Annotated in this window: 24 protein-coding genes; 3 read left to right on the top strand and 21 right to left on the bottom strand. The window is 42.5% G+C overall.

The features are described 5' to 3' along the window. Window positions 1–39: 39 nt before the first annotated feature. The 5 genes from ADA55_RS29700 to ADA55_RS23835 all read right to left on the bottom strand — a co-directional run bounded on the left by ADA55_RS29700 (window position 40) and on the right by ADA55_RS23835 (window position 4,507). Window positions 40–195 carry a hypothetical protein gene (locus ADA55_RS29700; RefSeq protein WP_153246171.1) on the bottom strand — a complete coding sequence of 52 codons (156 nt, stop codon included), beginning with the start codon at window positions 193–195 and terminating at the stop codon, window positions 40–42. A gap of 512 nt (window positions 196–707) precedes the next feature. Further along, complete coding sequence (locus tag ADA55_RS23850; RefSeq protein WP_181151551.1) at window positions 708–1,652, bottom strand: siderophore ABC transporter substrate-binding protein; 945 nt, start codon at window positions 1,650–1,652, stop codon at window positions 708–710. Window positions 1,653–1,864: 212 nt separating this feature from the next. Then, the gene (locus tag ADA55_RS23845) at window positions 1,865–2,623 is read right to left on the bottom strand and encodes an ABC transporter ATP-binding protein (RefSeq protein ID WP_034310071.1); all 759 of its coding nucleotides are present in this window, start codon (window positions 2,621–2,623) and stop codon (window positions 1,865–1,867) included. Continuing rightward, window positions 2,617–3,564, bottom strand: a complete 948-nt coding sequence (locus ADA55_RS23840) for an iron chelate uptake ABC transporter family permease subunit (protein WP_048688138.1) — start codon at window positions 3,562–3,564, stop codon at window positions 2,617–2,619. The genes ADA55_RS23845 and ADA55_RS23840 overlap by 7 nt, the downstream gene beginning before the upstream one ends. Next, window positions 3,557–4,507: an ABC transporter permease gene (locus ADA55_RS23835; RefSeq protein ID WP_048688135.1), complete on the bottom strand. Its 951-nt coding sequence runs from the start codon at window positions 4,505–4,507 to the stop codon at window positions 3,557–3,559. Before ADA55_RS23835 ends, ADA55_RS23840 begins: the two co-directional genes overlap by 8 nt. A gap of 265 nt (window positions 4,508–4,772) precedes the next feature. Between ADA55_RS23835 and ADA55_RS23830 the strand changes: the two genes are divergently transcribed. From ADA55_RS23830 to shc, 3 genes are all read left to right on the top strand, one after another. Then, the gene (locus tag ADA55_RS23830; protein WP_226990537.1) at window positions 4,773–5,114 is read left to right on the top strand and encodes a DUF1450 domain-containing protein; all 342 of its coding nucleotides are present in this window, start codon (window positions 4,773–4,775) and stop codon (window positions 5,112–5,114) included. Window positions 5,115–5,332: 218 nt separating this feature from the next. Then, window positions 5,333–6,982, top strand: coding sequence for a M14 family metallopeptidase (locus ADA55_RS23825; RefSeq protein WP_048688133.1), 1,650 nt, complete (start codon window positions 5,333–5,335; stop codon window positions 6,980–6,982). 168 nt (window positions 6,983–7,150) lie between these two features. Next, the gene (shc, locus tag ADA55_RS23820) at window positions 7,151–9,046 is read left to right on the top strand and encodes a squalene--hopene cyclase (protein ID WP_048688130.1); all 1,896 of its coding nucleotides are present in this window, start codon (window positions 7,151–7,153) and stop codon (window positions 9,044–9,046) included. Between the two features lie 224 nt (window positions 9,047–9,270). On the opposite strand, the gene ADA55_RS23815 is transcribed toward shc, so the two are convergent. From ADA55_RS23815 to fdhD, 16 genes are all read right to left on the bottom strand, one after another. After that, window positions 9,271–9,753 (bottom strand): tetratricopeptide repeat protein, encoded by a 483-nt coding sequence (locus ADA55_RS23815; RefSeq protein ID WP_181151549.1) that lies wholly within the window; start codon window positions 9,751–9,753, stop codon window positions 9,271–9,273. Window positions 9,754–10,002: 249 nt separating this feature from the next. After that, window positions 10,003–10,551 (bottom strand): PepSY domain-containing protein, encoded by a 549-nt coding sequence (locus ADA55_RS23805; RefSeq protein WP_048688116.1) that lies wholly within the window; start codon window positions 10,549–10,551, stop codon window positions 10,003–10,005. A 64-nt stretch (window positions 10,552–10,615) separates the two neighbouring features. After that, complete coding sequence (locus ADA55_RS23800; RefSeq protein ID WP_048688112.1) at window positions 10,616–11,971, bottom strand: sensor histidine kinase; 1,356 nt, start codon at window positions 11,969–11,971, stop codon at window positions 10,616–10,618. After that, the gene (locus ADA55_RS23795) at window positions 11,968–12,663 is read right to left on the bottom strand and encodes a response regulator transcription factor (RefSeq protein ID WP_048688273.1); all 696 of its coding nucleotides are present in this window, start codon (window positions 12,661–12,663) and stop codon (window positions 11,968–11,970) included. The genes ADA55_RS23800 and ADA55_RS23795 overlap by 4 nt, the downstream gene beginning before the upstream one ends. 147 nt (window positions 12,664–12,810) lie before the next feature. Further along, window positions 12,811–13,332: a peptide-methionine (S)-S-oxide reductase MsrA gene (msrA, locus tag ADA55_RS23790; protein ID WP_048688109.1), complete on the bottom strand. Its 522-nt coding sequence runs from the start codon at window positions 13,330–13,332 to the stop codon at window positions 12,811–12,813. A 104-nt stretch (window positions 13,333–13,436) separates the two neighbouring features. Further along, window positions 13,437–14,045 (bottom strand): response regulator transcription factor, encoded by a 609-nt coding sequence (locus tag ADA55_RS23785; protein WP_034310044.1) that lies wholly within the window; start codon window positions 14,043–14,045, stop codon window positions 13,437–13,439. Window positions 14,046–14,057: 12 nt separating this feature from the next. Next, window positions 14,058–15,179: a sensor histidine kinase gene (locus ADA55_RS23780; RefSeq protein ID WP_048688106.1), complete on the bottom strand. Its 1,122-nt coding sequence runs from the start codon at window positions 15,177–15,179 to the stop codon at window positions 14,058–14,060. Between the two features lie 94 nt (window positions 15,180–15,273). Next, window positions 15,274–16,326 carry a fatty acid desaturase gene (locus ADA55_RS23775; protein ID WP_048688102.1) on the bottom strand — a complete coding sequence of 351 codons (1,053 nt, stop codon included), beginning with the start codon at window positions 16,324–16,326 and terminating at the stop codon, window positions 15,274–15,276. A gap of 293 nt (window positions 16,327–16,619) precedes the next feature. Continuing rightward, window positions 16,620–17,327: a response regulator gene (locus ADA55_RS23770; protein ID WP_048688098.1), complete on the bottom strand. Its 708-nt coding sequence runs from the start codon at window positions 17,325–17,327 to the stop codon at window positions 16,620–16,622. After that, on the bottom strand, window positions 17,284–18,915 hold the full coding sequence (locus ADA55_RS23765; RefSeq protein WP_048688096.1) for an ATP-binding protein: 1,632 nt from the start codon (window positions 18,913–18,915) through the stop codon (window positions 17,284–17,286). Before ADA55_RS23765 ends, ADA55_RS23770 begins: the two co-directional genes overlap by 44 nt. Before the next feature lie 79 nt (window positions 18,916–18,994). After that, window positions 18,995–20,521: a tripartite tricarboxylate transporter permease gene (locus ADA55_RS23760; RefSeq protein ID WP_048688093.1), complete on the bottom strand. Its 1,527-nt coding sequence runs from the start codon at window positions 20,519–20,521 to the stop codon at window positions 18,995–18,997. Window positions 20,522–20,539: 18 nt separating this feature from the next. Continuing rightward, window positions 20,540–20,995, bottom strand: a complete 456-nt coding sequence (locus ADA55_RS23755; RefSeq protein ID WP_048688092.1) for a tripartite tricarboxylate transporter TctB family protein — start codon at window positions 20,993–20,995, stop codon at window positions 20,540–20,542. 57 nt (window positions 20,996–21,052) lie between these two features. Next, entirely contained in the window at window positions 21,053–22,075 is a 1,023-nt protein-coding gene (locus tag ADA55_RS23750) for a tripartite tricarboxylate transporter substrate binding protein (RefSeq protein ID WP_034310025.1), read from the bottom strand. Window positions 22,076–22,396: 321 nt separating this feature from the next. Beyond that, on the bottom strand, window positions 22,397–23,323 hold the full coding sequence (locus ADA55_RS23745; protein WP_034310023.1) for an AEC family transporter: 927 nt from the start codon (window positions 23,321–23,323) through the stop codon (window positions 22,397–22,399). A gap of 154 nt (window positions 23,324–23,477) precedes the next feature. Further along, window positions 23,478–24,350 (bottom strand): LysR family transcriptional regulator, encoded by an 873-nt coding sequence (locus tag ADA55_RS23740; protein ID WP_048688088.1) that lies wholly within the window; start codon window positions 24,348–24,350, stop codon window positions 23,478–23,480. 146 nt (window positions 24,351–24,496) lie between these two features. Then, the gene (gene fdhD / locus ADA55_RS23735; protein WP_048688085.1) at window positions 24,497–25,294 is read right to left on the bottom strand and encodes a formate dehydrogenase accessory sulfurtransferase FdhD; all 798 of its coding nucleotides are present in this window, start codon (window positions 25,292–25,294) and stop codon (window positions 24,497–24,499) included. Window positions 25,295–25,341 lie beyond the last annotated feature (47 nt).

The raw sequence follows: 25,341 nt of genomic DNA, 5'->3' as shown, positions 1-25,341 counted from the left end.
AAAACCAGCACATTACAAAATATGTAAAGATATAAACCTTCAATTATTGAAAGCTATGGTTATATCCCAGGATTTTTTTCCCGATAATTCGACATTTGAAAATGGATTGCCGGTTACATGGATGCTTTTCTCATCCGCACTTTTGAAACCCCGTGCCTGTAAAAGTTTGACCCGTTCAATATTGCGTCCTGCCACCATTAAATCCCATAAAATAACAAATGGATTACACGAAGTATCGACATCATTCCCCTCCGGCTTTTTTATTCAGCTTTTTTCAAATAATTTTTCCTGAAAAATATTAATCCACCGAATTCTCCCCGATAATTTGAAGTGGAGATCATATTATTTTTATCATCCATAATAGATGAAATTTCCCAAATTTAACATTAATTACGATTTCAAAACCGGAAAGGATGCAAAAGACAATATAATAGGAAGAAACTGAATTTTCCATTTTGGCTGGAGGGTCATATTCTTACGATTGCAGCCCATATAAGCCATAGCGGCAGCAACAGGCGGAATATAGACCTTGTCCTTTCCCACTCCCCTTGATTGGGTTGTGGGCGCCTTATTATAAGCTTACCTGTGTTTTGCAGGAATTCTTTTCTTCCCCTTTGTTAGTATATTTGTTTCATCCAGGTTTATTATAAAAAATAAAAAATCCTGCCCCTCGATCGAGGACAGGATTATCTTTAATCATATTTATATTACTTGATGCCTTCTGAAACTTCTTTAACCATAGCGTCAACAGATTCTAAACCGCCGCCTGATAAGTACCAGTAGTTAGGGTCTAGATAAATGATGTTACCTTCTTTAAATGCCTTTGTATTTTTTACAATGTCATTTTCAATCGTTTCTTTTGCTGCAGCTCCATCACCGGCAACCGCATCTCTATCTACAACGAATAGGTAGTCAGGATTTTTTTCAGCAATGTATTCGAAAGAAATACTTTGACCATGTGTCGATACTTCCAATTTATCATCCACTGCAGGTACTCCGAATACATCATGGATGATTCCAAATCTTGAATCCGGTCCGTAAGCACTTACTTTTCCGCCGCTGGCAAGAACGATTAAACCAGTCTTGTCAGTCGGGGCTTTTTCTTTCAAAGCGTTAATGTTTTCTTCAACACTTGCCAATTCTTTAGCTGCTTCGTCTTTTTTATCGAAGATTTTACCCAAAAGTGTCACGTTTTCTTCAAACGATTCCATATACTTTGTTGTATCCACACCCACAAAAACAGTAGGGGCAATTTTGCTTAATTCTTTATAGGCTTCAGATTGACGGCCAGAAATAAGGATTAAGTCTGGAGCAATTTCGTTGATTTTCTCGAAGTCAGGCTCTTTTAATCCACCGGCATTCTCAGTTGTACCTTCATATTTAGAAAGGTATTTCGGAAGTCCATCATGAGGGACAGCTGCTACTTCCACACCTAATTTATCAAGAGTATCAAGAGCCCCCATATCGAATACAACGACTTTTTCAGGGTTTGTTTTCACTTTCGTTTCGCCTAGTTGGTGCTTAACCGTAATTTCTTCACTTTTAGCACTTTCTTTTTTCGTGCTTGATTCTTCTTTTTCCTTATCTGATCCACAAGCTACAGCCACTACAGCCAGCATTGCAACCAAAAGCAGTAAGGATAATTTCTTAATCATTATGGTCACCTCGAAAAATTTTTTTATTTAAAATTACATATTGAATCCTCACCATCACAGAGTTCACTTCAACACTTTTCCTGCCAGATGAAACAGGAGGCGGCTAAAGTCTTGGGCGCCCGCCAACTCTTAACTGCTAAGAAGCGTATAGTGTGACTTCTGGACGGCTATGAATACTGAAGTAATTTAAAACCAATTTTGGAATTGCCTTATGTGAAGTACACACAGATCTTATTGTCATTGATACTTTGGATTTCAATATCCATATCATAAATTTCCTTTAATACATTGGAATTGATGACTTGTTCGGTAGGTCCATTATGAACAACCTTGCCATCCTTCAATGCGACGATGTAGTCGGAATAACAGGATGCAAAATTAATGTCATGAATGACGATGATGACCGTTTTCCCCAATTCATCGGCCAATCTCCTCAATACCTTCATGATTTGGACGGAATGCTTCATATCAAGATTGTTCAGGGGTTCATCAAGAAGCACATACTCCGTGTTCTGAGCAATGACCATGGCAATGAAGGCCCGCTGTTGCTGGCCGCCGCTAAGCTGGTCAAGAAACTTATCCTGCATGTCAGCAAGTTCCATATATTCAATCGCTTCATCGACGTATTTCCAATCCTCTTTCGTCAGCTTACCTTGTGAATAAGGAAAACGGCCAAAGGCGACCAGTTCACGAATCGTTAAACGGATATTGATGTGGTTAGCCTGCTTTAAGATGGCAATCTTTTTCGCAAGTTCATTGCTATTGAATTTCCCCATATCCTTACCCTCGATAAGGACTTCTCCTGAATCCCGGGTAATGAGACGGCTGATCATCGAAAGGACGGTACTTTTACCCGCTCCATTGGGACCGATGAAGGATGTGATTTTCCCTTTCATTATTTCGATGGAAACATCCTCGACAACCGTTTTATTATTATATTTTTTGAATAAATTTTTCACTTCTACCATGATTTATTCTCCTTTAATAGAAGATAGATGAAATAGACACCGCCGACAAAGTTGATGATGACACTTAAGGTCGTGGAAAACGTGAAGATCCTCTCTACAATGAATTGGCCGCCGACCAAGGCAATCACACTGATCAGCATTGCACCCGGGAGGATATGTTTATGCTGATAGGACTTAATGAATTGATAAGCCACATTTGCAACAAGCAATCCGAGGAACGTGATCGGACCGATCAAGGCAGTCGAAATGGAAATTAAAACCGTAACGACGATTAAAACCCGCTTCGTGACAAAATCATAATCCACACCCAAGTTTATGGCTTGGTCCCTCCCAAGGGACATGACATCTAAATACTTCAAAAACCTCATGAAATATATCATTGCCGCAATCATGAGGATAATAGCTAACGTTAACAGGTCCGTGTTGACATTATTGAAGCTGGCGAACATTTTATTTTGAATGATTTGGAATTCATTCGGGTCAATCAATACCTGCATGAATGAAGACATGCTGCCGAATAAGGTTCCGAAGATGATACCGATCAGTAATAGGAAGTAAATATTGCGGTTTTTCTTGAACATGAACTTGAACAGCAGGCTTGCAAAAATGAGCATGGCCGCAAGTGTAATCAGGAAATTGAGATTTTTATTCATGATCATGATATGCGTTGAACCGAAGATGAAAATCACTCCCGTTTGAATCAGCATATACATGGAGTCCAACCCTAAAATGCTTGGCGTCAGGATTTTATTATTCGTGACCGTCTGGAAAATTACTGTTGAAAAAGCAATTGCACAGCCAACCACGATGATGGCGATGATTTTTATGACCCTTCTCGGCAGTGCATAGTCCCAATTCGGGCCAAGGTCCCAAAAGATATAACCTGCCGTTAAAGCAGCTGCAAGAACAGCCAATATAATGATCCTACTTTTATTATTCATATGCCTTTCTCCTCAGTATCAGATAGATAAATACGGCGCTTCCTATCACACCAACCACGAGTCCGATCGGGATTTCAAATGGATATATGAGGATCCTGCCCAGAATATCGCAGATCAATAGGAAGACTGCCCCTAGCAATGCTGTATGAGAAAGACTCTTTTTCAAATTGTCACCAAGGTAAAGGGATACAATATTCGGTACGATCAATCCTATGAAAGGAATCGTTCCCACCGTTAACAAAACGACAGTGGAGGATAATGCCACGATGATCAATCCAAAATTGACTATAAGCTTATAATTGAGTCCTAGATTGATAGCAAACTCCTCACCCATCCCTGCCACAGTGAATTTATTGGCAAAGAAGTATGCGAGAATGACTAGCGGGATACTTAGATATATAAGCTCGTACCTTCCCGACATGATCATCGAGAAATCACCATTCATCCATGTGTTGAGGCTTTGAATCAAATCATATTTATAGGCAAAGAAAGTCGAGATCGATCCTACGATATTACCAAACATCAAACCAACCAATGGAATGAAGATCGTATCCTTATATTTCACTTGATCAAGAATTTTCATGAACAAGAATGTACCTGCCAAAGCGAATATGAAAGCGAATGCCATTTTCTCAATAAGTGCTGCCGATGGAAAAATGATAATGGCAAGAAGAAGTCCCAGCCTTGCAGAGTCCATGGTACCGGCAGTCGTCGGGGATACAAATTTATTGCGGCTCAATTGCTGCATGATCAGACCGCTTATACTCATCACAATACCGGCAATGACTATGGTCACCATTCTGGGGAAACGGCTTTGCAGCATGATTTGCACTTTATCATCACTGAGATTCAATAAATCCAGGGGGGTAATATCTTTTACACCAATGAATAATGACGTAAATGATAGAACAATTAACGCCATGACTAAATATCTTATCTTCATCTACATTTCCTACTCTTCCTATCTCACTTTAATACAGCGATAATATTTTTAATTAAATATATTTGAATAAAGACTATCATTAAGTCACCTATTGAAATGGGACTCATTAAGTTGCTATAGTTACAAGGATATTCCATTCGTGATAATGAGATTCATTATCATCCATTCTTATTCTATCATTTCTTGGACATGTGTCAATATATACAAGGGAAATACTTGATATTCTCCCGATAGTCAAATTGTAATGGATTCGGATGAATCAACCATGCATTTCGTTTCAGGAAGTGATAAAATCAAAATAACAAATATTTACTCTTCCAATGAAAGAAGCGATATGATGAAAAACTTGTTATCCAAAGTGTTCTCAAAAAAGGCGAAAATCCAAATTGAATTTTGCCAAAATAATCTTGACCGCTTCCTTAATGAACAAACAATTGCCGATTATGGTAAGTTCTTAGAGAATCCAAGGATTCAATATAAGGAATATGAATGTTTGAGTGAGTGTAAACTTTGTAAGAAAACCCCCTATGCGAAAGTGAACGGCCAGATAATGAGCGGCGAAGATTCACAGGATCTTTTAAATAAGTTATATGATGAATTGAAATGATACGGGCCAAGCAAATAGCTTGATCTGTATCATTTTGACTTTCCACCTGTAATTATACAGAATACAGGTGATGAACATCTATTAAAAGGATTGCGAATTTTACCATGGAATCATTAATCTAGTCGTTACTTCCTGTTTTTCACTATTTCATACGTTTTCACTGTATAAATAGTTTAATATATGATAATTTATGGAAAAAGATAGACAGGAGGACGTCCATGAAAAAAATCATTCCTACCATTGTATCAGTCGTAACACTAGGTCTCGTCACTGGATTGCCTGTCCCCTTAGCCGAAGCCGAAGAATTCACCCCTTATTATGGAAATGGTCCAAGCTACATTCAACCAGATAACCTCTCCCACCTTTTCCCTGACCCTAATGTTTCTTTCAAGACCCCTGCCTTTAAACAAAACAAGATCGCCTTTACGAGCCAGGAAGAAATGTTTAATCATATCAAGTCCCTCGCCCATAAAAACAAGAACATCCAGGTCAAGACGATAGGTAAATCCACAGAAGGACGCGACATCCCGATGCTTCTTTTCAGCAAGGATTCAAAAAGACCGATTAAGGGTTCCCATAAACCATTGATTTGGATTCAAGGCCAGATCCATGGCAATGAACCCGCATCTGGTGAATCAACATTAGTCCTTGCACAATGGCTGGCTGAAGGCAAGCTTGGTGATGTCCTCGATAAAGTCAATGTTGCCATCGTTCCACGGGTCAATCCCGATGGCTCTTATTATTTCAAACGATTTACCGCAAATGACATGGATGCGAATAGGGACTACTTAAAAGTGGAATATCCTGAAGTACAGACGATTCATCAATCAATCGATGATTATGAACCGGAAGTCATTCTGGATGTACATGAATATACAGTGAATCCCGCCCCCCTGAAAAAGGTCGGAGCAAATGGATCGATCGCTTCCTATGATTTACTCATCTCCTCAGCCAAGAATTTAAATATTCCCGAACAGCTTCGAAAAGCATCCGATCAACTGCTTTTACCCAATGTTTTTAAAACATTGGAAAAAGAAAAGCTTTCCTATCACGATTACTATACACTGGCCACTTCTGATGATGGGGTCCTTACCGCCACAGAAGGAAGCACCGAAGCCCGGATTGGCCGAAACGCCCTCGGTTTGAAAAATACAATGACCTATTTAATCGAAACAAGGGGAATCAATATCGGCCGTACCGATTTTAAACGACGTGTTTTTGCACAAGCTACAGCACAGGCAGCCTTCATCAAAACGACAGCCGAACAGGCAAGTAAAGTTAAAAAGGCCGTTAAACAGGCAGATACGGAAATCGTGCAAAAAGGGCGAAGAGCAAATGATAACGATAAAATCGTCATCACCAGCGAAAATAAATTGGTTAAGGATCAAAAATTGACGGTAGTCGATTTAGCGAAAGCGAAAATGGTCGATGCCTCCATCGATTGGCTGGATTCAACCGATGCCTACCCTACCCTTGTCAGAGATCGTCCGACAGCCTATATCCTTCCGCCCGAATATAAAAATATCGCTGAAAAACTTCAGCTATTGGGAGTAGAAGTGAAAAGATTAAAAAAACCCATGAAGGTAGCTGTTGAAAGCTATAGGGTCAATGATATAAAAGTTTCCGCTGAACTGGAAAGCGGACATTCCACAAGGGAAGTCACGACCAACGTCACTTCAAAAACTCGGGATTTCCCAAAAGGAAGCTATGTTTTCGACATGGCTCAGCCTGATGCCAACTTCATCTCCCTTGCCCTCGAACCTGAAGGCATAGACAGCTACGTGACATTCAATTTCATCCCGGCTGCCAAAGGAAAAGAACTGCCGATTTACCGCTATATGCGGTCATCTTCCTTACCAGTTAAATGATGCATGGGATCTAAATGACGCTTTGGCAGCTTTCATTGCCAAAGCGTTTTTAGTTCCACCCCTCCTCTATTCATGTGGGACGATGCGCCTGACATGATTTCTTGAATGCAACGACAAGTTTTGAATATACATATAAACGGAAAATGTGTTTTTTGAGGAGGAAAGACATTGAACCAACATGTACAATCGGAAATCAATCGCCTTGTTCATCGCTTGAAACAAGACCAATCCGCTGATGGTTCGTGGAATTATCCCTTTGACACCGGGATAACAGCAGATGCCTATATGATCATATTATTGAAAATTCTAGATATGGAAGATACCCCTCTTATAGAGGCTTTAGTAAAAAGAATCGAAAGCAAGCAAACGGAAAACGGGTCATGGAAACTTTTCCAAGATGAGAAGGACGGCAATGTTACGGTTACGATCGAGGCTTACTATGGCCTTCTTTTTAGCGGACTCCGCAATAAGAATCATCCCCATATGAGGAAAGCCAAACAATTCATTCTTTCCAAGGGCGGCATCAAACAGGCCAAAATGTTAACGAAAATGATGCTTACCGTCACCGGACAATATCAATGGCCGCGCCTATTCCCCATTCCTCTCGAAGTGGTCTTACTGCCTCCGACCTTTTTCGTCAGCATTTATGATCTTTCCGTATATGGGCGGGTCAACATGATTCCATTGCTATTGCTTGGCCATAAAAAGTTTCAGATCACGACCCCGGACACGCCAAGTTTAAAAGATTTATTTCAAACAAGGGAGGACAGTTCCGAAGAGCAAGTGTGGGAAGAATACCGTACCGAAGAATATCGTTCCTTCTTCTCCAAACTTCAAACAGGCGTCAAAACCTTGATTGGATATCCGGATTATTTGCATTCCTTGGCCCTGGATTCAACGAAAAGGTTCATGCTCGACAGGCTGGAACCAGACGGGACACTGTACAATTATTTCGGCTCCACCTTTTTCATGATCTTTGCCCTCCTTTCAATTGGATATTCGAAAAGAGATCCAGTGATTCTAAAGGCCATTGCCGGTCTGAAGGGGATGGCCTGCTCCATTGAGGGACATACACATATCCAGTTCACGACGCCCCATGTTTGGAATACCTCCTTAATAAGCTACGCCCTTCAAGAAGCGGGAATGCCTTTCAAAGACAAAGCGGTCAAGGCGGCCAATCAGTACTTGCTGTCACGCCAGCATTATATGTATGGAGATTGGCTGATCCATAATCCTGACGCAATTCCTGGCGGCTGGGGGTTCTCGGATTTGAATACCATGAATCCGGATGTCGATGATACGACCGCCTCACTGCGGGCGCTGGCTAAGCAATTGCAAGCGAAACCGGATAATCGGGACAGCTGGCAGCGCGGTGTCGCCTTCACGATCTCCATGCAAAATGATGACGGTGGATTTCCAGCCTTCGAACGGAATAACGACCATAAATGGCTGCAGCTTCTTCCAATAGAGGGTTCTAAATATCTCCTGACCGACCCTTCCACCGCTGATCTGACAGGAAGGACGCTGGAATTCCTGGGGAACTATACAAATATGAAAAAGCCGGAAGAAGTCAGTAAAAGAGCGGTGGATTGGCTATTGGAAGACCAGAAGCGTGATGGCTCCTGGTATGGGCGCTGGGGCATCTGCTATCTATATGGCACTTGGTCTGCACTGACCGGCATGAAGGCAGCAGGGCAAGCCACTGGACATCCATCCATCCAAAAAGCCTTAACTTGGTTGAAGAAAATTCAAAATGAAGATGGCGGCTGGGGTGAATCTTGTTACAGTGATATCAAGCAACGATATATCCCCCTCGGAACTAGCACACTGACACATACAGCCTGGGCTGTGGATGCGTTGATATCGGCATCAGAAAAGCCGACAGCCGAGATTGAAAAAGGCATTGCCTATCTCATCCGTGCAGGTCAACAAGAAAGCTGGACCAATGATTATCCTGCAGGCCAGGGAATGGCAGATTTTTTGTATATCCATTATCATAGCTATCGTTATATTTATCCCCTTTTAGCCTTAAGTCATTACAATAAAAAATTCCTGGAGACTTAATCGCCAGTGTTTTTTCATATTAAAAGTGAATATGTGGATTATCTGTGGAAAAGTAGTGAATAACACCGGAAAGTTATCCACAATCCGAGGTTATCCACATTCATTTATCCGTAAAAGTGGCAAAAGCAAGAATTTTCCCATCAAATTTGTTGATTCATTCATTTCTGCTATGTAAAAATGACTTGTTTATACAGGTTTTGTGGATAGTTTGGGGATGATCACGATTATGTGAAAACTTTATCCAGTTTATCACTATAAAATTCTATCGCCTTAGCATAAGATTGTATTTCTCGATCCCTCGACGTTTCGGCAATGATCTTCAAAAGAGATTCCATCGCAAGATCATGTTGGCCCAAATTATAAAATGCCATGGCCCTGAATACCAATAAAGCCTTATCCCCAGGAAACTTCGCCAGCCCGGATTCAAATGTCCATCTTGATTTTTCATATTCCCCTATTGTGCGATATGTGCTCCCCAACTCGAGGTAGGCCCCTTTTGCATCGTCCTCCGGCAAACCTAATTCGAGTGCCGCTTCATAATAGGGGACCGCCGTTACCTCAAGTCCGAGAATATCCAAACTCCAGGCACACTGATACTGTATGACTGCATCGCCAGGGTTTTGTTTTGCCAGATCCATCAATAAACGATTGGATTTTTCGAATTCTTTCTTTTCCCTTAAGTACAGGGCCCTTTCCAAATTCCCCATAAACATTCCTCCATTGTATATGATTCCTTAATGCCCCTATTCGCGATTCTTCTTTTCAATTCCTTCTTATATATATAAACAGCCCATCTTTCAACAATGCTGAAGCCAGGAACTAATATGATCGTTAAGGAAGCGGGAGCTTCACTTCCCCACTGGCTTGGCAAATAAAAAAAGGATCTGCCACCCGGCAAATCCTTTCATACACTTCAATCTCCTTATATCATGGATTACTATCGACATGACATATGATTAATCATCCAATTGGTTTTTCAATACTTTTCCCGTGGTGGCATCCACCACCACATCATATTCCTTTAGTCCTTGTTTTATTTCCAGCTCGTACACAAGGGTGCCATTCTCTGAATCCAGCTCCATATCCGTTACTTGACCATCCACCGCTTTCAAGGCAATCTTTTCAGCTTGATCACTGCTGACTTTTGCAGTTTCCACGGCTTGTTGTGTGCTCATATCCTCATCATCACCGTCTTCCATCTCCTGAGAAAGAATCTCTCCTTTTTCAGCATCAACGTCAACGTCCTGATAGCCTTCTTTCGTTTTTACGGTCATCTCATAGGTCATCGGCTGGTCCCAATCCTTTTCAAATTGAGTAACTTCCCCGCCTAGTTTTTCTGAAATCATTTTGACAGCCTCATCCTCGGATAGGTTCCCCTTATTGACTGCATATACCGCCGTTCCAGCAGCACCGCCGAAAAGCAATACAGACGCTATGGACACTGTCATGATTACCTTTTTCCTTTGAATGATACCTTCTTTAATCGTACTCCACTGTTTTTTCATGAATGATTCCTCCTTTAAGTTGTTACCTTTATAATAAGCACCCTTCATGAAATGAACATGAGCGTTAGATTAGAATTTGATGAGAAAGAGTAAGAGTCACCAACGTTCCCTCTCCCACCTCGCTTTGAATCTCCAATTTACCGTCGAATGACTCTACAAGCGTCCGGGCAATGGATAGCCCGAGCCCATTGCCTCCCGTTTTCCTTGCCCTTGATGAATCAACGCGATAAAAACGGTCAAATACATGTGGGAGATGTTCTGGTGATATCCCTCCGCCGTGATCTTTCACACCGATGACAATTTCATTATCCTGCCGTTTTATCATGATCTGTATACTTGATTCACTATATTTCATTGCATTGTCCAATAGGATGACAATTACCTGTTCAAGCTTACTGGAAATGGTCATTGCATAGATTTCCTTAAACTCTGACTCTATCGTTATTTCACGATTTCCCGTCCTTCTGAATGTTTGGGCAATCCCTTCACAAAACGAAATGAGTTCTATTTTTCCTTCCACATCTTCTGAAGGTTCCGTTTGGGAAGCAGACTGCAGAAGATGTTCCGTCAGCTTTTTCATCCGGACGGCTTCATGATGGATTGCCTCCACTGCCTCTTCCTGAATAGCCTGATCCTTCATTCCCCAGCGTTTCAATAGAGAGGAGTAGCTTTCGATTACCGTAATCGGTGTTTTCAATTCATGTGAGGCATCTGAAAGGAATTGCTGCTGTTGGTTATAATTCCGCTCCAGCCTTTCCATCATCCTGTTGAATGCCGCTCCCATCACCTGCAGCTCGTCCTTTGATTGATCCGATAGCGGTATCCGTTTGAATTCCCCGCTTTTCTCAATATCCTTCATCGTTCCGCTCATGACCGATATCGGTTTGAGGATCAGGTTGGCCAGCCACTTACCGGCAAGTATCGATAACAGAATGACAAAAAGGGATGCACCGCCCAAAACGAGGGCAAGCGTCGATAAATTATCAAGAAGGGTATCCTGCGGCTGTGTGACCTCGATCATCCCCAGTTTCTTCCCCTCATCAGGATAAGGATAACGGTAGGTCAATACATATTCACCGTCAGCTTTGGCAAAATCATATCCTTTCTCGTTAATGGATTTAACCGCAAGCCCCTTGAGGTCCTCTTCATCCGTAAATGATTTTACCAGCCTTCCATCCATGTCGAATATCCGCACCATTCCATCGTCCGGGATATACGGCTCCATTAAATCGGAATCACCGGAAATCAAATCTTTCGTCAGGATATTTTCTTCGATTAATGAAGCTTGATCTTCAAGCAGATCCCGTTCCCTCTCTAACGATATCCAAAGGAAGGCGATTAAAACGATGATACTCAACAATATGAGCATGACGCTTAAAAAAAGACTGGAATACGATTGGATTTTCGTCCGAATCTTCATACGGGCTCCTTCAGGCTGTAACCCACCCCGCGGTAAGTATGGATGAGCTGCAGCTCAAAGGGATAATCTATCTTTTTGCGCAAATAACGGATATACACATCAACCACATTCGTATCCCCTGCAAAGTCATATCCCCATACATGTGTGAGGATTTGCTCCCTTGAAAGTACTTGATTTTTATTTTGCAAAAGATAAACCAGCAAATCGAATTCACGTGAAGTCAGCTCAATCCTATTGCCTTGCCTGTGAATGTCCCTAGTACCAAGGTTCAGCTTCAGATCATGGATCTTTAATTCATCCGCTTCCCCTTCTGATTGACTCTCCCTTACATGGGTACGAAAACAAGCACGGATCCGTGCCAGCAGCTCTTCAATTTCAAACGGCTTCGTTACATAATCATTCGCGCCATGGTCCAGGCCGTTCACCTTGTCTGGCACAGCATCCCTTGCGGTCAGAAGGATGACCGGTGTCGATCCATTCTTTTTCCGGTAACGCCTTAGTACCTCTATGCCATTCAACTCGGGCAGCATTACATCCAATAAGATTAAATCCCACTCTTCGGCTTCCGCCCTTTCCAGACCTGCCTTTCCCGTAAAAGCCGATTCTGTTTGATAACCCTCATGATTAAGTTCCAGCTGAAGGACCCTCGCTATTTTTTCTTCATCTTCTATTATTAAAATTCTCTTATTCATGATCATCACCACCTACCCCTTAGTGTACTGAAGAAATATGAAAATATCATGAGAAATTGACCCCTCCGCATAAAATAATGAATTTAATTTTTGTACCTTTAAAAGGACAATAAAAAGAACCGGATGTGATAACACACCCGATCCATTTCATTCACCGTTCCAATGCTGGCCAATGAATTCATCGCGTCCCGATTTCGCACGGTCCGCTTTATAATCATCTTTGTTTTTTTTATGATAGCCTTGATGGTATTCTTCGGCAGGGTAAAAGGTTTGGGCCGGAAGGATTTCCGTTACGATTGGTTTTTGGAACTTCCCGCTGGCTGCTACCTTTTCTTTCGCTTCAAGGGCCAGTTTTTCTTGAGCTTCATCATGATAGAAGATGGCCGTCCGATATTGGCTTCCTCTGTCATGGAATTGACCGCCATCGTCGGTTGGATCGATTTGCTGCCAATATAATTCCAGCAATCTTTCATAAGGAAATAACTGAGGATCGAAAGTGATTTCCACGACTTCATAATGCCCCGTAGTTCCCGTCTTCACTTCCTCGTAAGTCGGGTTTTCAACATGTCCTCCCGTATAACCGGATATGATTCCCCCAATCCCCGGTTGTTCTTCAAATGGTGTCACCATGCACCAGAAACAGCCTCCAGCAAATGTAGCCTTTTGCATAATGGTCATCCTCTTTCCTTATGTAATAGAAATTAATATACCATATTTCAATCCTGACACTGTGCTTTTTTGATTTGCGAAGCCTCCAGGGATTTACGCTTTGTTCAATCTTTTGACCAGCCCTTTTCCTTGAATCTTACGATCGCTTCAACGCGGTTGCTTACATCCAATTTATCAAGGATGACTGATATATAATTACGGACCGTTCCATTGGTCAGATAAAGCTGGCTTGCGATTTCCTTTGTGGTCTTACCATCTGCGATCAATTTGAGCACCTGGCTCTCTCTTTCAGTCAAAGGGTTTTCTTCTTCGAAAGCCATATCCACCAGCTCGGGAGCATAAATGCGCCGCCCATCCATGATGACACGGATCGAGTTCGCCAGTTCCTCACTAGGGCTATCCTTGAGAAGATATCCGCCTACCTCGGCCTTTCTTGCTCTTTCAAAATACCCAGGACGTGCAAAGGTGGTCAAAATGATGACTTTGCATTGGTGGCCCTGATCCTTGATCTCCTCCGCTACATCTAGCCCGGTTTTAACTGGCATTTCAATATCGGTTATGCAGATATCCGGCTTTAATTGATTGACGAGATTCATTGCTTCTTCCCCATTGCTCGCTTTTCCGACAACTTCCATGTCACTTTCCAAATCAAGGATGGAACCTAGCGCACCAAGCAGCATCCGCTGATCTTCGGCAATTACGATTCGAATCAAGGTTAATCCCACCTATCCATTATTTTTTATAGCATTCGGAACCCTTATATACAGTGTCGTTCCATCTGTTGATCTAATATCCAGGCTGCCATTAACGAATTCGAGCCTTTCTTTCATTCCTTGAAGTCCATTTCCTTTAATATACTCTGATCGATGTGAAAGTCCCACTCCATTATCCTGTACTGTGATCGTCACCCCTGTTTGTAATTCTTCGATGACGATATTACAGCAGTCCGCACCGCTATGCTTGACGATATTGGTCACAGCTTCCTTCAAGCACATGCTCAAAACCGTTTCAACAAGCAATGGGGTATCTCTCAATTCCGTGGTGCCTTCCAAATTGAATTCTATCTCTGCGGCTTTCAATATTTGCTTGACCCGGATGATTTCATCGCTTAGCTTCGCCCCACGCATTTCCGACACCATTTCACGTACTTCCTTGAGTGCCGTCCTCGCCGTTTGACGAATATCCTTGATTTCCTTCTTGGCTGTCTCCGGATTCAAATCGATCAATTTCCCTGCAAGGTCACTTTTCAAGCCAATCAAAGACAGCTTTTGTCCAAGTGTATCATGTAAGTCACGGGCAATCCGCTGACGTTCTTCCATTTTGCCAAGCTCTGATATTCGTTTATGGGCGTCCTCCAATTGTTCTTCCAGCATACCCCGTTTGTTCCGATTATACGTGTTGAAAGGGAGAAGGATCACGCCTACGACACAAATGAGCATAAAGGGAAATTGCGAAAAGAAGGTAGGGTCTTTCATGATGAAGCCAATATTGACAGACACGATGGTTGCCAATAGCTGGATTGAATATAATACGAAAAAGCCAACCTTATTTTGAACATTCCCAATAAAGAATGCCAAAAAGAGTGAAAAGTAAATGTAGCTGAAAAATATGGTCATCGATATGGAAATGATTATTTGTATCGCCGTCCACACGTATACGGGCCATCCCTTCGAAACGAATGAGAGACCATATGATATGAAAAACAAAATGATCATGACGATTCCAAAGACTATCTCCAACATCGAAGAGGATTTGAAGATGAAATAAAAAGGAAGGATACAAAAAATGATCCAGACATAAGGGCTCAGCCCTGTGTTTTTCGGAAAGATATGATACCAACTTTGCATGGCGCCGCCTCTATTTCTTTTTACCCTAGTATATACTAAGGAGTTTCATCAAAAAACCATCCAATGGGAATCGAATGGTTTTTTGATGAACTATTTATTTTTCTTGCAGACTTGGACGTTTATTATTGATTTCCATCTTAGACTTTGTTTCATTTAGACGTTCCTTAATCTCTTTAAAACTTACAAACGTCTTGTTTTCCCCATCATAAAGGCGAAAGCGAAGCGATTTTAAACTTGAACTAAGGGTGATTGTCGTTGCCTGCTGCAATGGCAGGGTGGAATCATGGACTTTTTCCAAGTTATAGTTTGGCACTCTTGGACTAAGGTGATGCACGTGGTGGAAACCGATATTACCGGTTACCCATTGCAAAACCTTTGGAAGTTTATAATAAGAACTTCCATCAATGGCAGCCTTCACGTAATCCCATTCAGATTCCTCTTCAAAATAAGAATCTTCGAACTGATGCTGTACATAAAACAGCCAGATGCCCAGTGATCCCGTTACAAAAAGCATCGGTACCTGAATCATCAGGAATGCCTGCCATCCGATAGCCAAGCATAAAAGACCATAAATTGCCACGATTGCAGCATTTGTCAAATACGTATTCATCCGTTCTTTCTTTTTAGCGCCCTTTTTATTCAGACGGTTGGATACAAGAAATAGATAAAATGGACCCAATCCAAACATGACGATCGGATTTCTATATAAACGGTAAGCAAGACGCCCCCAGAATGAAGCGGCGATATATTCATCAACGGTCATGATCCAAATATCCCCTGTACCGCGTTTGTTTAAATTACTGCTTGTTGCATGATGTATGGAGTGGCTATGCTTCCATTGCTCATACGGAAATAATGTAACGATCCCACTGATTGTACCCAGGACGCTATTCGCTTTCCTGCTTTTGAAAAACGATTGATGGCAGCAATCATGGAAAATGATGAAAATCCTGACTACGAATCCAGAAGCAAGGACGGCCAATGCAAGTGTCAGCCAGTATGAAATGGTTAAGCTTTGATAAGCTAAAAACCATAACAGGAAAAATGGCGGAAATGTATTTATGAGCTGTTTCACGCTTGATTTAGTACTGGATTTTTCAAAAGGGGCAATATCTTTTCTCAATTGTTTTTGATTATGGTTACTCATGGTTTCCTCCTCTTAAAATATATGGAGTGTTTGAATGCATTAATTCGAAAAAATATGTCGGCATCTCTGCTTTAAGTATAAGATTAATAATCGACTTTCTATAGTCATAAACGTCAAATACCTGCCATGACACTTGTCATATACTTGTCTGCATCAAAACTTTTCACACGTATTTTTTCCTCATTCATCATTTTTAAACTGCAAAAAAACGTGAATTTCCCATCAATCCGATTCCAAGAAATCGCCTGCATTTATGCGATCAAATAAAAAAAGATCCGCCTTTGGCGAACCCATTATATCTTGATGGCATAAACCCGTTCAGGTCGTCCTACCGTGCCATATGTTAAATCGGCATCAATTTTTTCCTCTGACATCAAGTGCTCCAGATACCGCCTTGCCGTTGTCCTGCTCACCCCGATTTCCTTCGCCACTATTTCCGCAGTTAACCCCGAGGAAGATTTCCCCAACACAACCATCACCTTCTCCAAAGTCATCCGATCGATTCCTTTTGGCAGTGAAGTTTGTTCCCTCTCTTTTTCTTTCATTTCCTTTCGCAAAAGCTTGTCCACCTGTTGCTGCGTTACGGGAAAATTGCCCTTTTCCAATTCAGACAGTTTAATGTGATACTCTTGATACCTGTGTAACGACTGCTTGAAACGTTCAAATGCAACAGGCTTGATTATATAATCAAATATGCCGATCTTGATGGCTTCCTGGACTTTTTCGATTTCTTTAGCCGCCGTTATCATGATGACATCCATTTGTTTGCTTTGCTGCTTGATTTCTTTCAGGATATCGAGCCCATTCATATCCGGAAAATACATATCGAGCAGCAATAGATCCGGCTGCATGATTTCAATGAAGCTTTTAGCCTCGTCATAGCTTGAAGCGATCCCGATCGTTTGAAACCCCTCAAGCTTTTCGATGAATAGCTTTTGTATCTCGGCAATCCGCAGGTCATCCTCGACGATCAGAACTTCTATAGCGCGATGGCCCATCATTTAATCCCCCTCTGTCTTTTGGTATAGCTACGGTAAAGATCGTATATTCCCCTTCTTTCGTCGAAAAAGTGATATAACCCCCTAAACCATCAATTGCTTCCTGAACAAGGCTCAAACCTATACCTGAATTGGTTTGATGGCTTTTCGTCGTAAAACCGTTCCGGAAAATCAGTTCGGTAACCTCTGAGCTCATCCCTTTTCCATTATCTTCTACCTCTATGATCAACTCTTTACCCAAGTCCGTGACGAACAACGATACCCTTTTTTCCTCCCTTTCGTTTTCCCGTACAGCTTCGAAGGCATTATTGATGAGATTGCCGATGATCGTCACTAATAAATCCCGATCTATTTCGGACGGAATATCTTTAAAACTGCTTTCTCTATCGATGGTAAAATCAATTTTCAGTTCGCTGGCTAAACTTACCTTCCCTAAGATGAACCCCGCAATGATCGGATCGGGCACTTCCTTCATCAGAAAGTGAAGGAAGCCCTGGGTCACATCGACTTCCTTCGATATGAAATCCATCGCTTCTTTATATGAACCAAGTTGAATCAAGCCCAGCAGTGTATAAAGCCGATTGGAATATTCATGTGTCTGGGCCCTAAGCCCTTCTGCATACGCCTTTACATGTGACAGTTCTTGAAGGAGATTGGATAGCTCCGATTTATTTCTCAAACTTGCAACGGCACCGATGATTTCCCCCTGTCCATTCAAAATGGGGATCCGGCTTGCCAAAAAAACTTCACCGTCAATCATGAATTCCTGATCATATTCGGCCCGTGCCGTGCTTACTACATCAAGTAAATGTGTATGCGTTATGACTTCTTCGATTTTTTGTCCGCGAAGCATGACGTCTTTAGGAATATGAAGGATTTTATGCGCCGTTTCATTGACGACCGTGATTTTCCCATGAACATCAATGGCAATGATGCCTTCATGAATGGATTCCAAAATGGCATGCTTCTCTTGAAACATCCAGGCGATCTCTTTCGGCTCCAGACCCAATATCGCCTTTTTTATATTGAATGAAATGAAAAAGGCCACCAACAAACCGCCGATTAATATAAAAGAGATGATCAAGACGATCTTTCTTTGTATACTGGACACTTCTTTTTCAATATCATCCTGTAGGTAGCCAACGGAGACGACACCAATGACCTTTTCATTGGCGATTATCGGGGATTTCCCCCTTATGGAAGGTCCCAATGTGCCAGTGGACTCCGTGATGATGGATTTCCCATCCCAAACCTCGGCGTTATCTCCCCCAACCATTTTCTTTCCGATCAAGTCGGGATTTGGATGGGACAGCCGTGTTTCATTCTCATCTCCTATTACTATGAATTCCGCATCGATCTGCCTGCGAATTCTTTCCGCGATGGGCTGGATGATTACAGAAGGATGATCCGTTCGAAAAGCTTGTTTAATTTCAGGCAGCAAAGAAATGGTCTGGGCAACCGACAATGCTTTTTCCCCTGTTTCCTGCTTCAGGTTATTTTCCAGGATATTTATGAAAATAACTTCAAAGATTCCACCCATTAAGATGATTAACGTACAGATGCCCAGCATCAACTTGGTGTGTAAACGCATTCAATCACCTCTACTTACATCATATAAAAAATAACCCCTTTAAAAAAGGGGTTATTTCGCAACATTCAGAAAATATCGATTAACCTTCAATATTGATGACAACATCCTTCCCTCTCTTCTTAAGTAAAACCGGAATGAGCAGCCATAATGCCGTTACGATCAAGAAGGTCAGCGAAAGCGGCCGAGTGAAAAACAAACTGTAATCCCCATCGGATATCGTCAGTGCCCTGCGCATATTGTTTTCTATCATCGGCCCTAAAACCAGGCCTAATACCAACGGGGCGATTGGATAATCATTTTTACTTAAGAAGTATCCCAAGACCCCGCACCCTAGTAATAGCAATAAATCATAAGTCGATACTTGTACCGCGTAAACACCAAAAATGGAAATCGCGATAATGATCGGAATCAAATATTTCTTTGGCGTTTCAATGATTTTCGCAAATACCTTAACGAGCGGGAGATTAAGGATGAGGAGCATCAGATTCCCGATGAACATACTGGCGATAAGTCCCCAAGCCACCTGGGGATGGTCCTCGAATAATAATGGACCTGGCTGAACATTGTACATCATGAGCGCCCCCATTAAAATCGCCGTCGTACCGGAACCCGGAATTCCCAGCGTCAATAATGGTATCATCGCTCCGCCAGAAGCCGCGTTATTGGCCGTTTCAGGACCAGCCACACCAGCGATCGCCCCTGTACCGAATCTACCAGGTTTTTTTGAAATCCGTTTTTCCATAAGGTATGAGAAGAAGGAAGCAAGAGTGGCCCCTGCACCCGGCAGGATTCCTACAAAGAAACCTAAGAGCGATCCCCTCGCAATCGGCCCCGCAGATTCCTTGAATTCTTCTTTGGAAGGAATCAAATTATTGATCTTTGCGATTTCCCCATCATCCTCGTCCTTTTCCAAGATTGTCTTGAATACTTCCCCAAGGGCGAATAGACCAACAGCGATCGTCAGGAATTCGACCCCTTGATACAGCCAAGGAATGTCGAATGTAAAACGGGCGATCCCGGAAACATTATCAATGCCTATCGTCCCGATCAACAAACCGCAAACCGTCATGATCAGTGCCTTGGTTACGGATTTTCCCGCAAGGCCGCTGACTGCCGCCAACCCTAGAAGCATGAGTGAAAAATACTCCGCCGGACCGAATTTAATGGCAATCGTCGATAATGGCTGAGCCAAGGCAATCATGGCGATAAGGGTGACGATCCCTCCGACGAAGGAACCGATCGCCGAAATGGATAAAGCACTCCCCGCTCTTCCCTTCTTGGCCATTTGGTAGCCATCCAATGTGGTGACGACAGAGGAAGATTCGCCAGGTGTATTCAATAGGATTGAAGTTGTCGATCCTCCATACATCGCTCCATAATAAACACCTGCAAGTAAAATGATGGCGCTTGTTGCCGCTTGCTCTGGAGGAAGTCCACCTGTAATTGAAGCGGTTACCGGAATTAAAAGAGCCACACCGCTCATCGGCCCGATCCCCGGCAAAACGCCGACCGCCGTACCGATCAATACTCCGACAAATGCAAATAGTATGTTATACCAAGTTAGTGCCGTTTCAAATCCATGCATTAAATAATCAAAAGTGCCCACTTCACATCCCCCTTCCTTTTATGAAAACCAGATTGGCCAACCCGGCAGTGTTCCCTTTAACACATTCACGAATAAATAATAGATGATTCCGGAAAAACCTGCGGAAATGATCAGCGATGTCACCCACTTATTCCGTTCCATCGTTTGAAAGCAAACAAACAAAAACAGAAAGGTCGTAATGACATATCCTATCGTTTCCAACGTCAAAACATAAATCAAGGTGGAGAGCAGAATGATGATAAAAGGCTTATATTGCAGCTTTTCCTTACGTGATTCCTGCCCCTTGCCCCGAAATGCCTCATAGAACAGGCGAATACTTAAAAGAGAAAGAACGAGCCCCAATACAAAAGGGAAAATGTCCGGTCCTACCGAACTTCCATAAGAAGAACTGGCCAGTTTCCTGCTTCCTATCATAAACAGCACTCCGACAGCCAGAAAGGCTGCAGAAGCAAAGCGATCAAATTTAACATCCATCACAATCCCCCCATTTCAGAAAATAAGAAGAAGGTGAAAGCACCCCCTTCTTCCCGATTATTTTTCCATGCCTAAAGCTTTCAATAATTGCTGCACCTGTTTCTCCTGTTCTACTAAAAACTTGCTGAATTCTTCACTATTTTTATATTCTTGTTCCCATCCCTGCACTTCCACTTCCTTTTTCCATTCAGAAGTTTCAACTAGCTTCTCAATGGTTCCGTCCCAAAAGGTTTTCGCTTCACCAGACATATTCTGAGGTCCAAAAACGCCTCTCCAAATCGTGAATTCAGCATCGACCCCTTGTTCCTTTGCTGTCGGTATGTCTTTAAGATCCCCACCTAAACGTTCATTCGAGGTTACGGCCAACACTCTAATCTTTCCTGCTTTTAAAAATTCCCTGACACTGGATGCATCCGTTCCGATCACATCCGCATTTCCGCCAAGCAATGCCGTAATCGCTTCCCCGCCACCGTCGTAAGAAACGTATTTAAGTTCGGTTGGATTCAAGCCATATTCATAGGCTGGAAGAATGGAAATCAAATGATCCATGGATCCCGGTGCCGATCCCCCTGCAAAGGTCAGCTTACGCGGATCTTTCTTCACCGCTTCAAGCACTGATTTCAAATCCTTGAATTCAGAATCCGCCTTTACCACTATCGCCCCATAATCCTTTGTCAGCTGCGCCAAAGGAGTCGTATTTTTATATCCATAAGGACTGTTGCCTTCTTTTTTAAGGTTATTGATGATGACAGGCGGTGAATTAACGAACAGCATGTCATTATTATCCGCTTGCTGTGTTGCATAATCCGCCATGAAGACAGCGCCCCCGCCGCCGGGTTTGTTTTCTACGGTCAATGGCTGGTTCACCAATTTCGTCTCACCCAAGACCTTTGTAAATGAACGGGCCGTTAAATCCCATCCCCCGCCTGCACCCGAAGGAGCAACGACCGTTATCGCTTTTTTCGGATAACCTGTATCTTCTTTCTTTTCTCCTGATGTCCCCGAACTGCTGCATGCACCTAAACTTAATGCTAACGAACCTGCCAATAGTACCGCTGATATCTTTTTACGAGAAAACATAGTAATCCCCCTTTTGAAAGCGTTTTCTTAATTCTACAAAAATATCTTCGCTTTCAATGATTGCCCAACTAAAATGCATAAATTCCAAAACCTTCATATTGTTCATAAAGTTTTATCGCAGGAAAAGGGGAAAAGACTGCTCCTTCAGAGCAGTCCCAGTTTGCAGACAAAAGGGGTTCTATCTAAATGAAATAAAATGATTGAGACTCCTGCGGTAAAAGCGTGTCCAAGGGAGACCCCGCAGGCGTAAAGAACGCCGCGGAAAGCGCGGTTCGATTTTACAAATACTTCAAACTGCAGACAAACTTTTGAGCAGCCCTGCTAGAATAGTATTTTTGATAGATACACGACCATCGTTACCGTTATGCTGCTGAATAAAGTCGACATCAAAACCGCCTGTGCCGCATACTCCGGATGGTTGTCATATTCCAAAGCGAATAATGCGCTGTTTCTGGATGTGGGAAATGAGCTTGCGATAAACAACCCTTGGGCGACAGTCCCTTCCAAGCCCAGCATGAGAATGATCAGGAAGGCGATGGATGGTGAGAGTATTAAACGCCCCGCCAAGCTAAGGATAAGCGGAAGCGGGAAATGCGTTATTTTCAAATAGGCACTCTGTGCACCTAATGTAATCAATGCAATGGCTATGAAGGCACTCGCGATATTATCAATCGGGGTCCATAAGAACAGAGGGATTTCGAAAGAAACGGAATGTAATATTAAACCAAGCAATAAAGCATAAATGACGGGGTTCTTCAAGAACTCGCGAATGGCACCCTTCGCACTTTTTGTATGGACGGAAACAGAATTCATCAATCCATAGGTATAGGTCAACAGGTTTTGAAAAATGATCACGATGACTTGGATCGACAGGCCAAGGGGGTTTCCATTAAAAACCATCTGACTGACAGGTAACCCGAAATTGGCCGAGTTATTCAGGACTACACTATTTTTAAACGTGGCCGAAAGACTTTGATCAAACCTGGCTAGTTTTGCTACCACTGTACTCACGATGATGAGACTTACTGCTTGAAGAGCAAGGAAGCTGAATATCTGGACGATCATCCCCCCGCCCAATTTGCTTTGATAGATATTGACAAAGCTAATGGCGGGCATGAGCAGGAAGTGATTCAATTTAGACAGCGTATTCATATCCAACTTGAATTTACGATGCAGAATGGCCCCCGCCCCTATAAGGAAAAAAACCGGTACAATGACATTCAATACGATCAGAAACAGGACACTCACTTGACTTCCTCTCCATTCCTTAGGCAAATTCCTGATGATTTACATCTCCCATCTATCATAATGCCGGGATGACCATAATTAAAATACCAATAAATTATCGTTATCCATTCAAAAAAGGAATGATAAAAAAGCACAGAGGTTTCTGCGCTTCCCGTTAAATATCCCTCATGAAATCGACGCCTTTGACAAATTCGACAAACTCTTTGACCAGTTTTAATTCCAGCGACTTTCCATGATATAACATCCACGTATTCCTGATAAGGGGATTACCTTGCTTGTCCTTAAGGTCCATTTGACGGAGGTTTTGGTCTTTCTCCAATAAAACACTGGGGAGGATGCCATATCCCAGGCCATTCCTGACCATTTCCTTGCATGTATCCCCTTTGTCCACTTCCATACCCACCAAAGGAGGTCCGGAAAAATTGTCTCTCCACCAATTATCGATCATTGTTTTCAAAAGGGCATCTGTCCCATAATCGATCCTCGGCAGGAAAGGCAGGTTCCGGACATCGATTTCTTCCTTGGAAGCAATACAAATGGTTTCCTCAAAAAGATGATGCCTTGATCCTGACCATTGATAGTCCCCCCGAACAATCCCGACATGCACTTCTTCCTTATAAATGAGGTCCAGCACTTCTTTACTCCAGCCAGTTGTCACATGGAAATCCACTTTAGGAAATCGCTCACGAAATATTTTCAGCAGGCCTGGCAACTTATGCAGCGTAATATAGTTGGAAACACCCAGCCGTAATGTTCCACTGATCTCCTGACCCATATTGGATGCTGTCTCTTTTATCTGCCGGAGCCTGATCAGCATCTCATCTGCACAGATGGCCAAATATTCACCTTGAGGGGTGAACTGCACTCCCCTAGTTCCCCGCTCCACAATCTTCAGATTGAATTCCTTCTCCATTTGTTGAATCCGTTTCGTTAAAGAAGGTTGCGAGATATATAAACTTTGCGCCGTTTTAGTAATATTCCTGTGTTCATGCAACACCTTTAAAATATGCCAATCCCTTTCGTTCATAACCCTTCCCCCGATACGAATTCCCTTGAATGTTTTATAAAAACTGTACCATAAATGGCCTGTTGGATATATCCTTTTACAAAGACAAAAAAGCCCAGGCCAAACCGGCAGGACTTTCCGATAAGCATCCTTCCAGCGAAGGATGCTCAGTCATTCAATAGAATTCTTTCAGGACATGTGTAGATATTCAGTGAATCATTGCGAATGAACCCGACCGTCGTGATTCCCAATCCTTCAGCCAACTCCAAAGCCAATTCGGTTGGAGCGGATTTCGAGAGTATCAGTTCACAGCCGATTTTCGCCACTTTCAAGAGAATTTCCGATGAAATCCGGCCGCTGAACACGATAGCCTTCCCTTCCATCGAAATGCCATTTTTCAAGCAATGGCCGTATATTTTGTCCAAGGCATTATGCCTTCCGATGTCCATCCTGCTTAATACGAGGCCATTGGCATCACATAAAGCGGCATTGTGGACTCCGCCCGTGTTCTGGAAGGTGACAGCAGAATTTTGTAAATCCTTCATCAAGCGGAAGCAGTCATCAGGAGTCAGTTTCACCGAAACATCATCCATTTTCTTGGCAGTCAATGCATCATTTACAAAGACGAAACCTTGTCTGCTCATTCCGCAGCATGATGTAATATACCGCTTATTTTGAAAGTCCTGGAAGTAGGGATTCACTTTATCCGTCTTCACATGAACAAAGCCTTCTTTTTCCTGGACCCAGATTTCTTTTATCTCATCATATTTTTTGATGATTCCTTCCGAAGCCAAATAACCAATCACCATATCCTCGATGTATTCAGGTGTACAAACCATCGTGACGAATTCCTGGCCATTTATTTTGACAGTAACGGGATGCTCCGTTACGATCGCATCTTCCGTCCGCTCGATGTTACCTTTGGTTATCCGGATGATGTCCCTCTTGATTTCAATCGCTTTCATGTTCCCACTCCTTTTACTATCCAGGAGCCAATTGACCAATATGTAGG

This window comes from Bacillus sp. 220_BSPC (assembly GCF_001054655.1).
Classification (GTDB): domain Bacteria; phylum Bacillota; class Bacilli; order Bacillales; family DSM-1321; genus Peribacillus; species Peribacillus frigoritolerans.
Note: the sequence above shows the minus strand (reverse complement) of the source record. Positions and strands in the feature narration are given on the sequence as shown.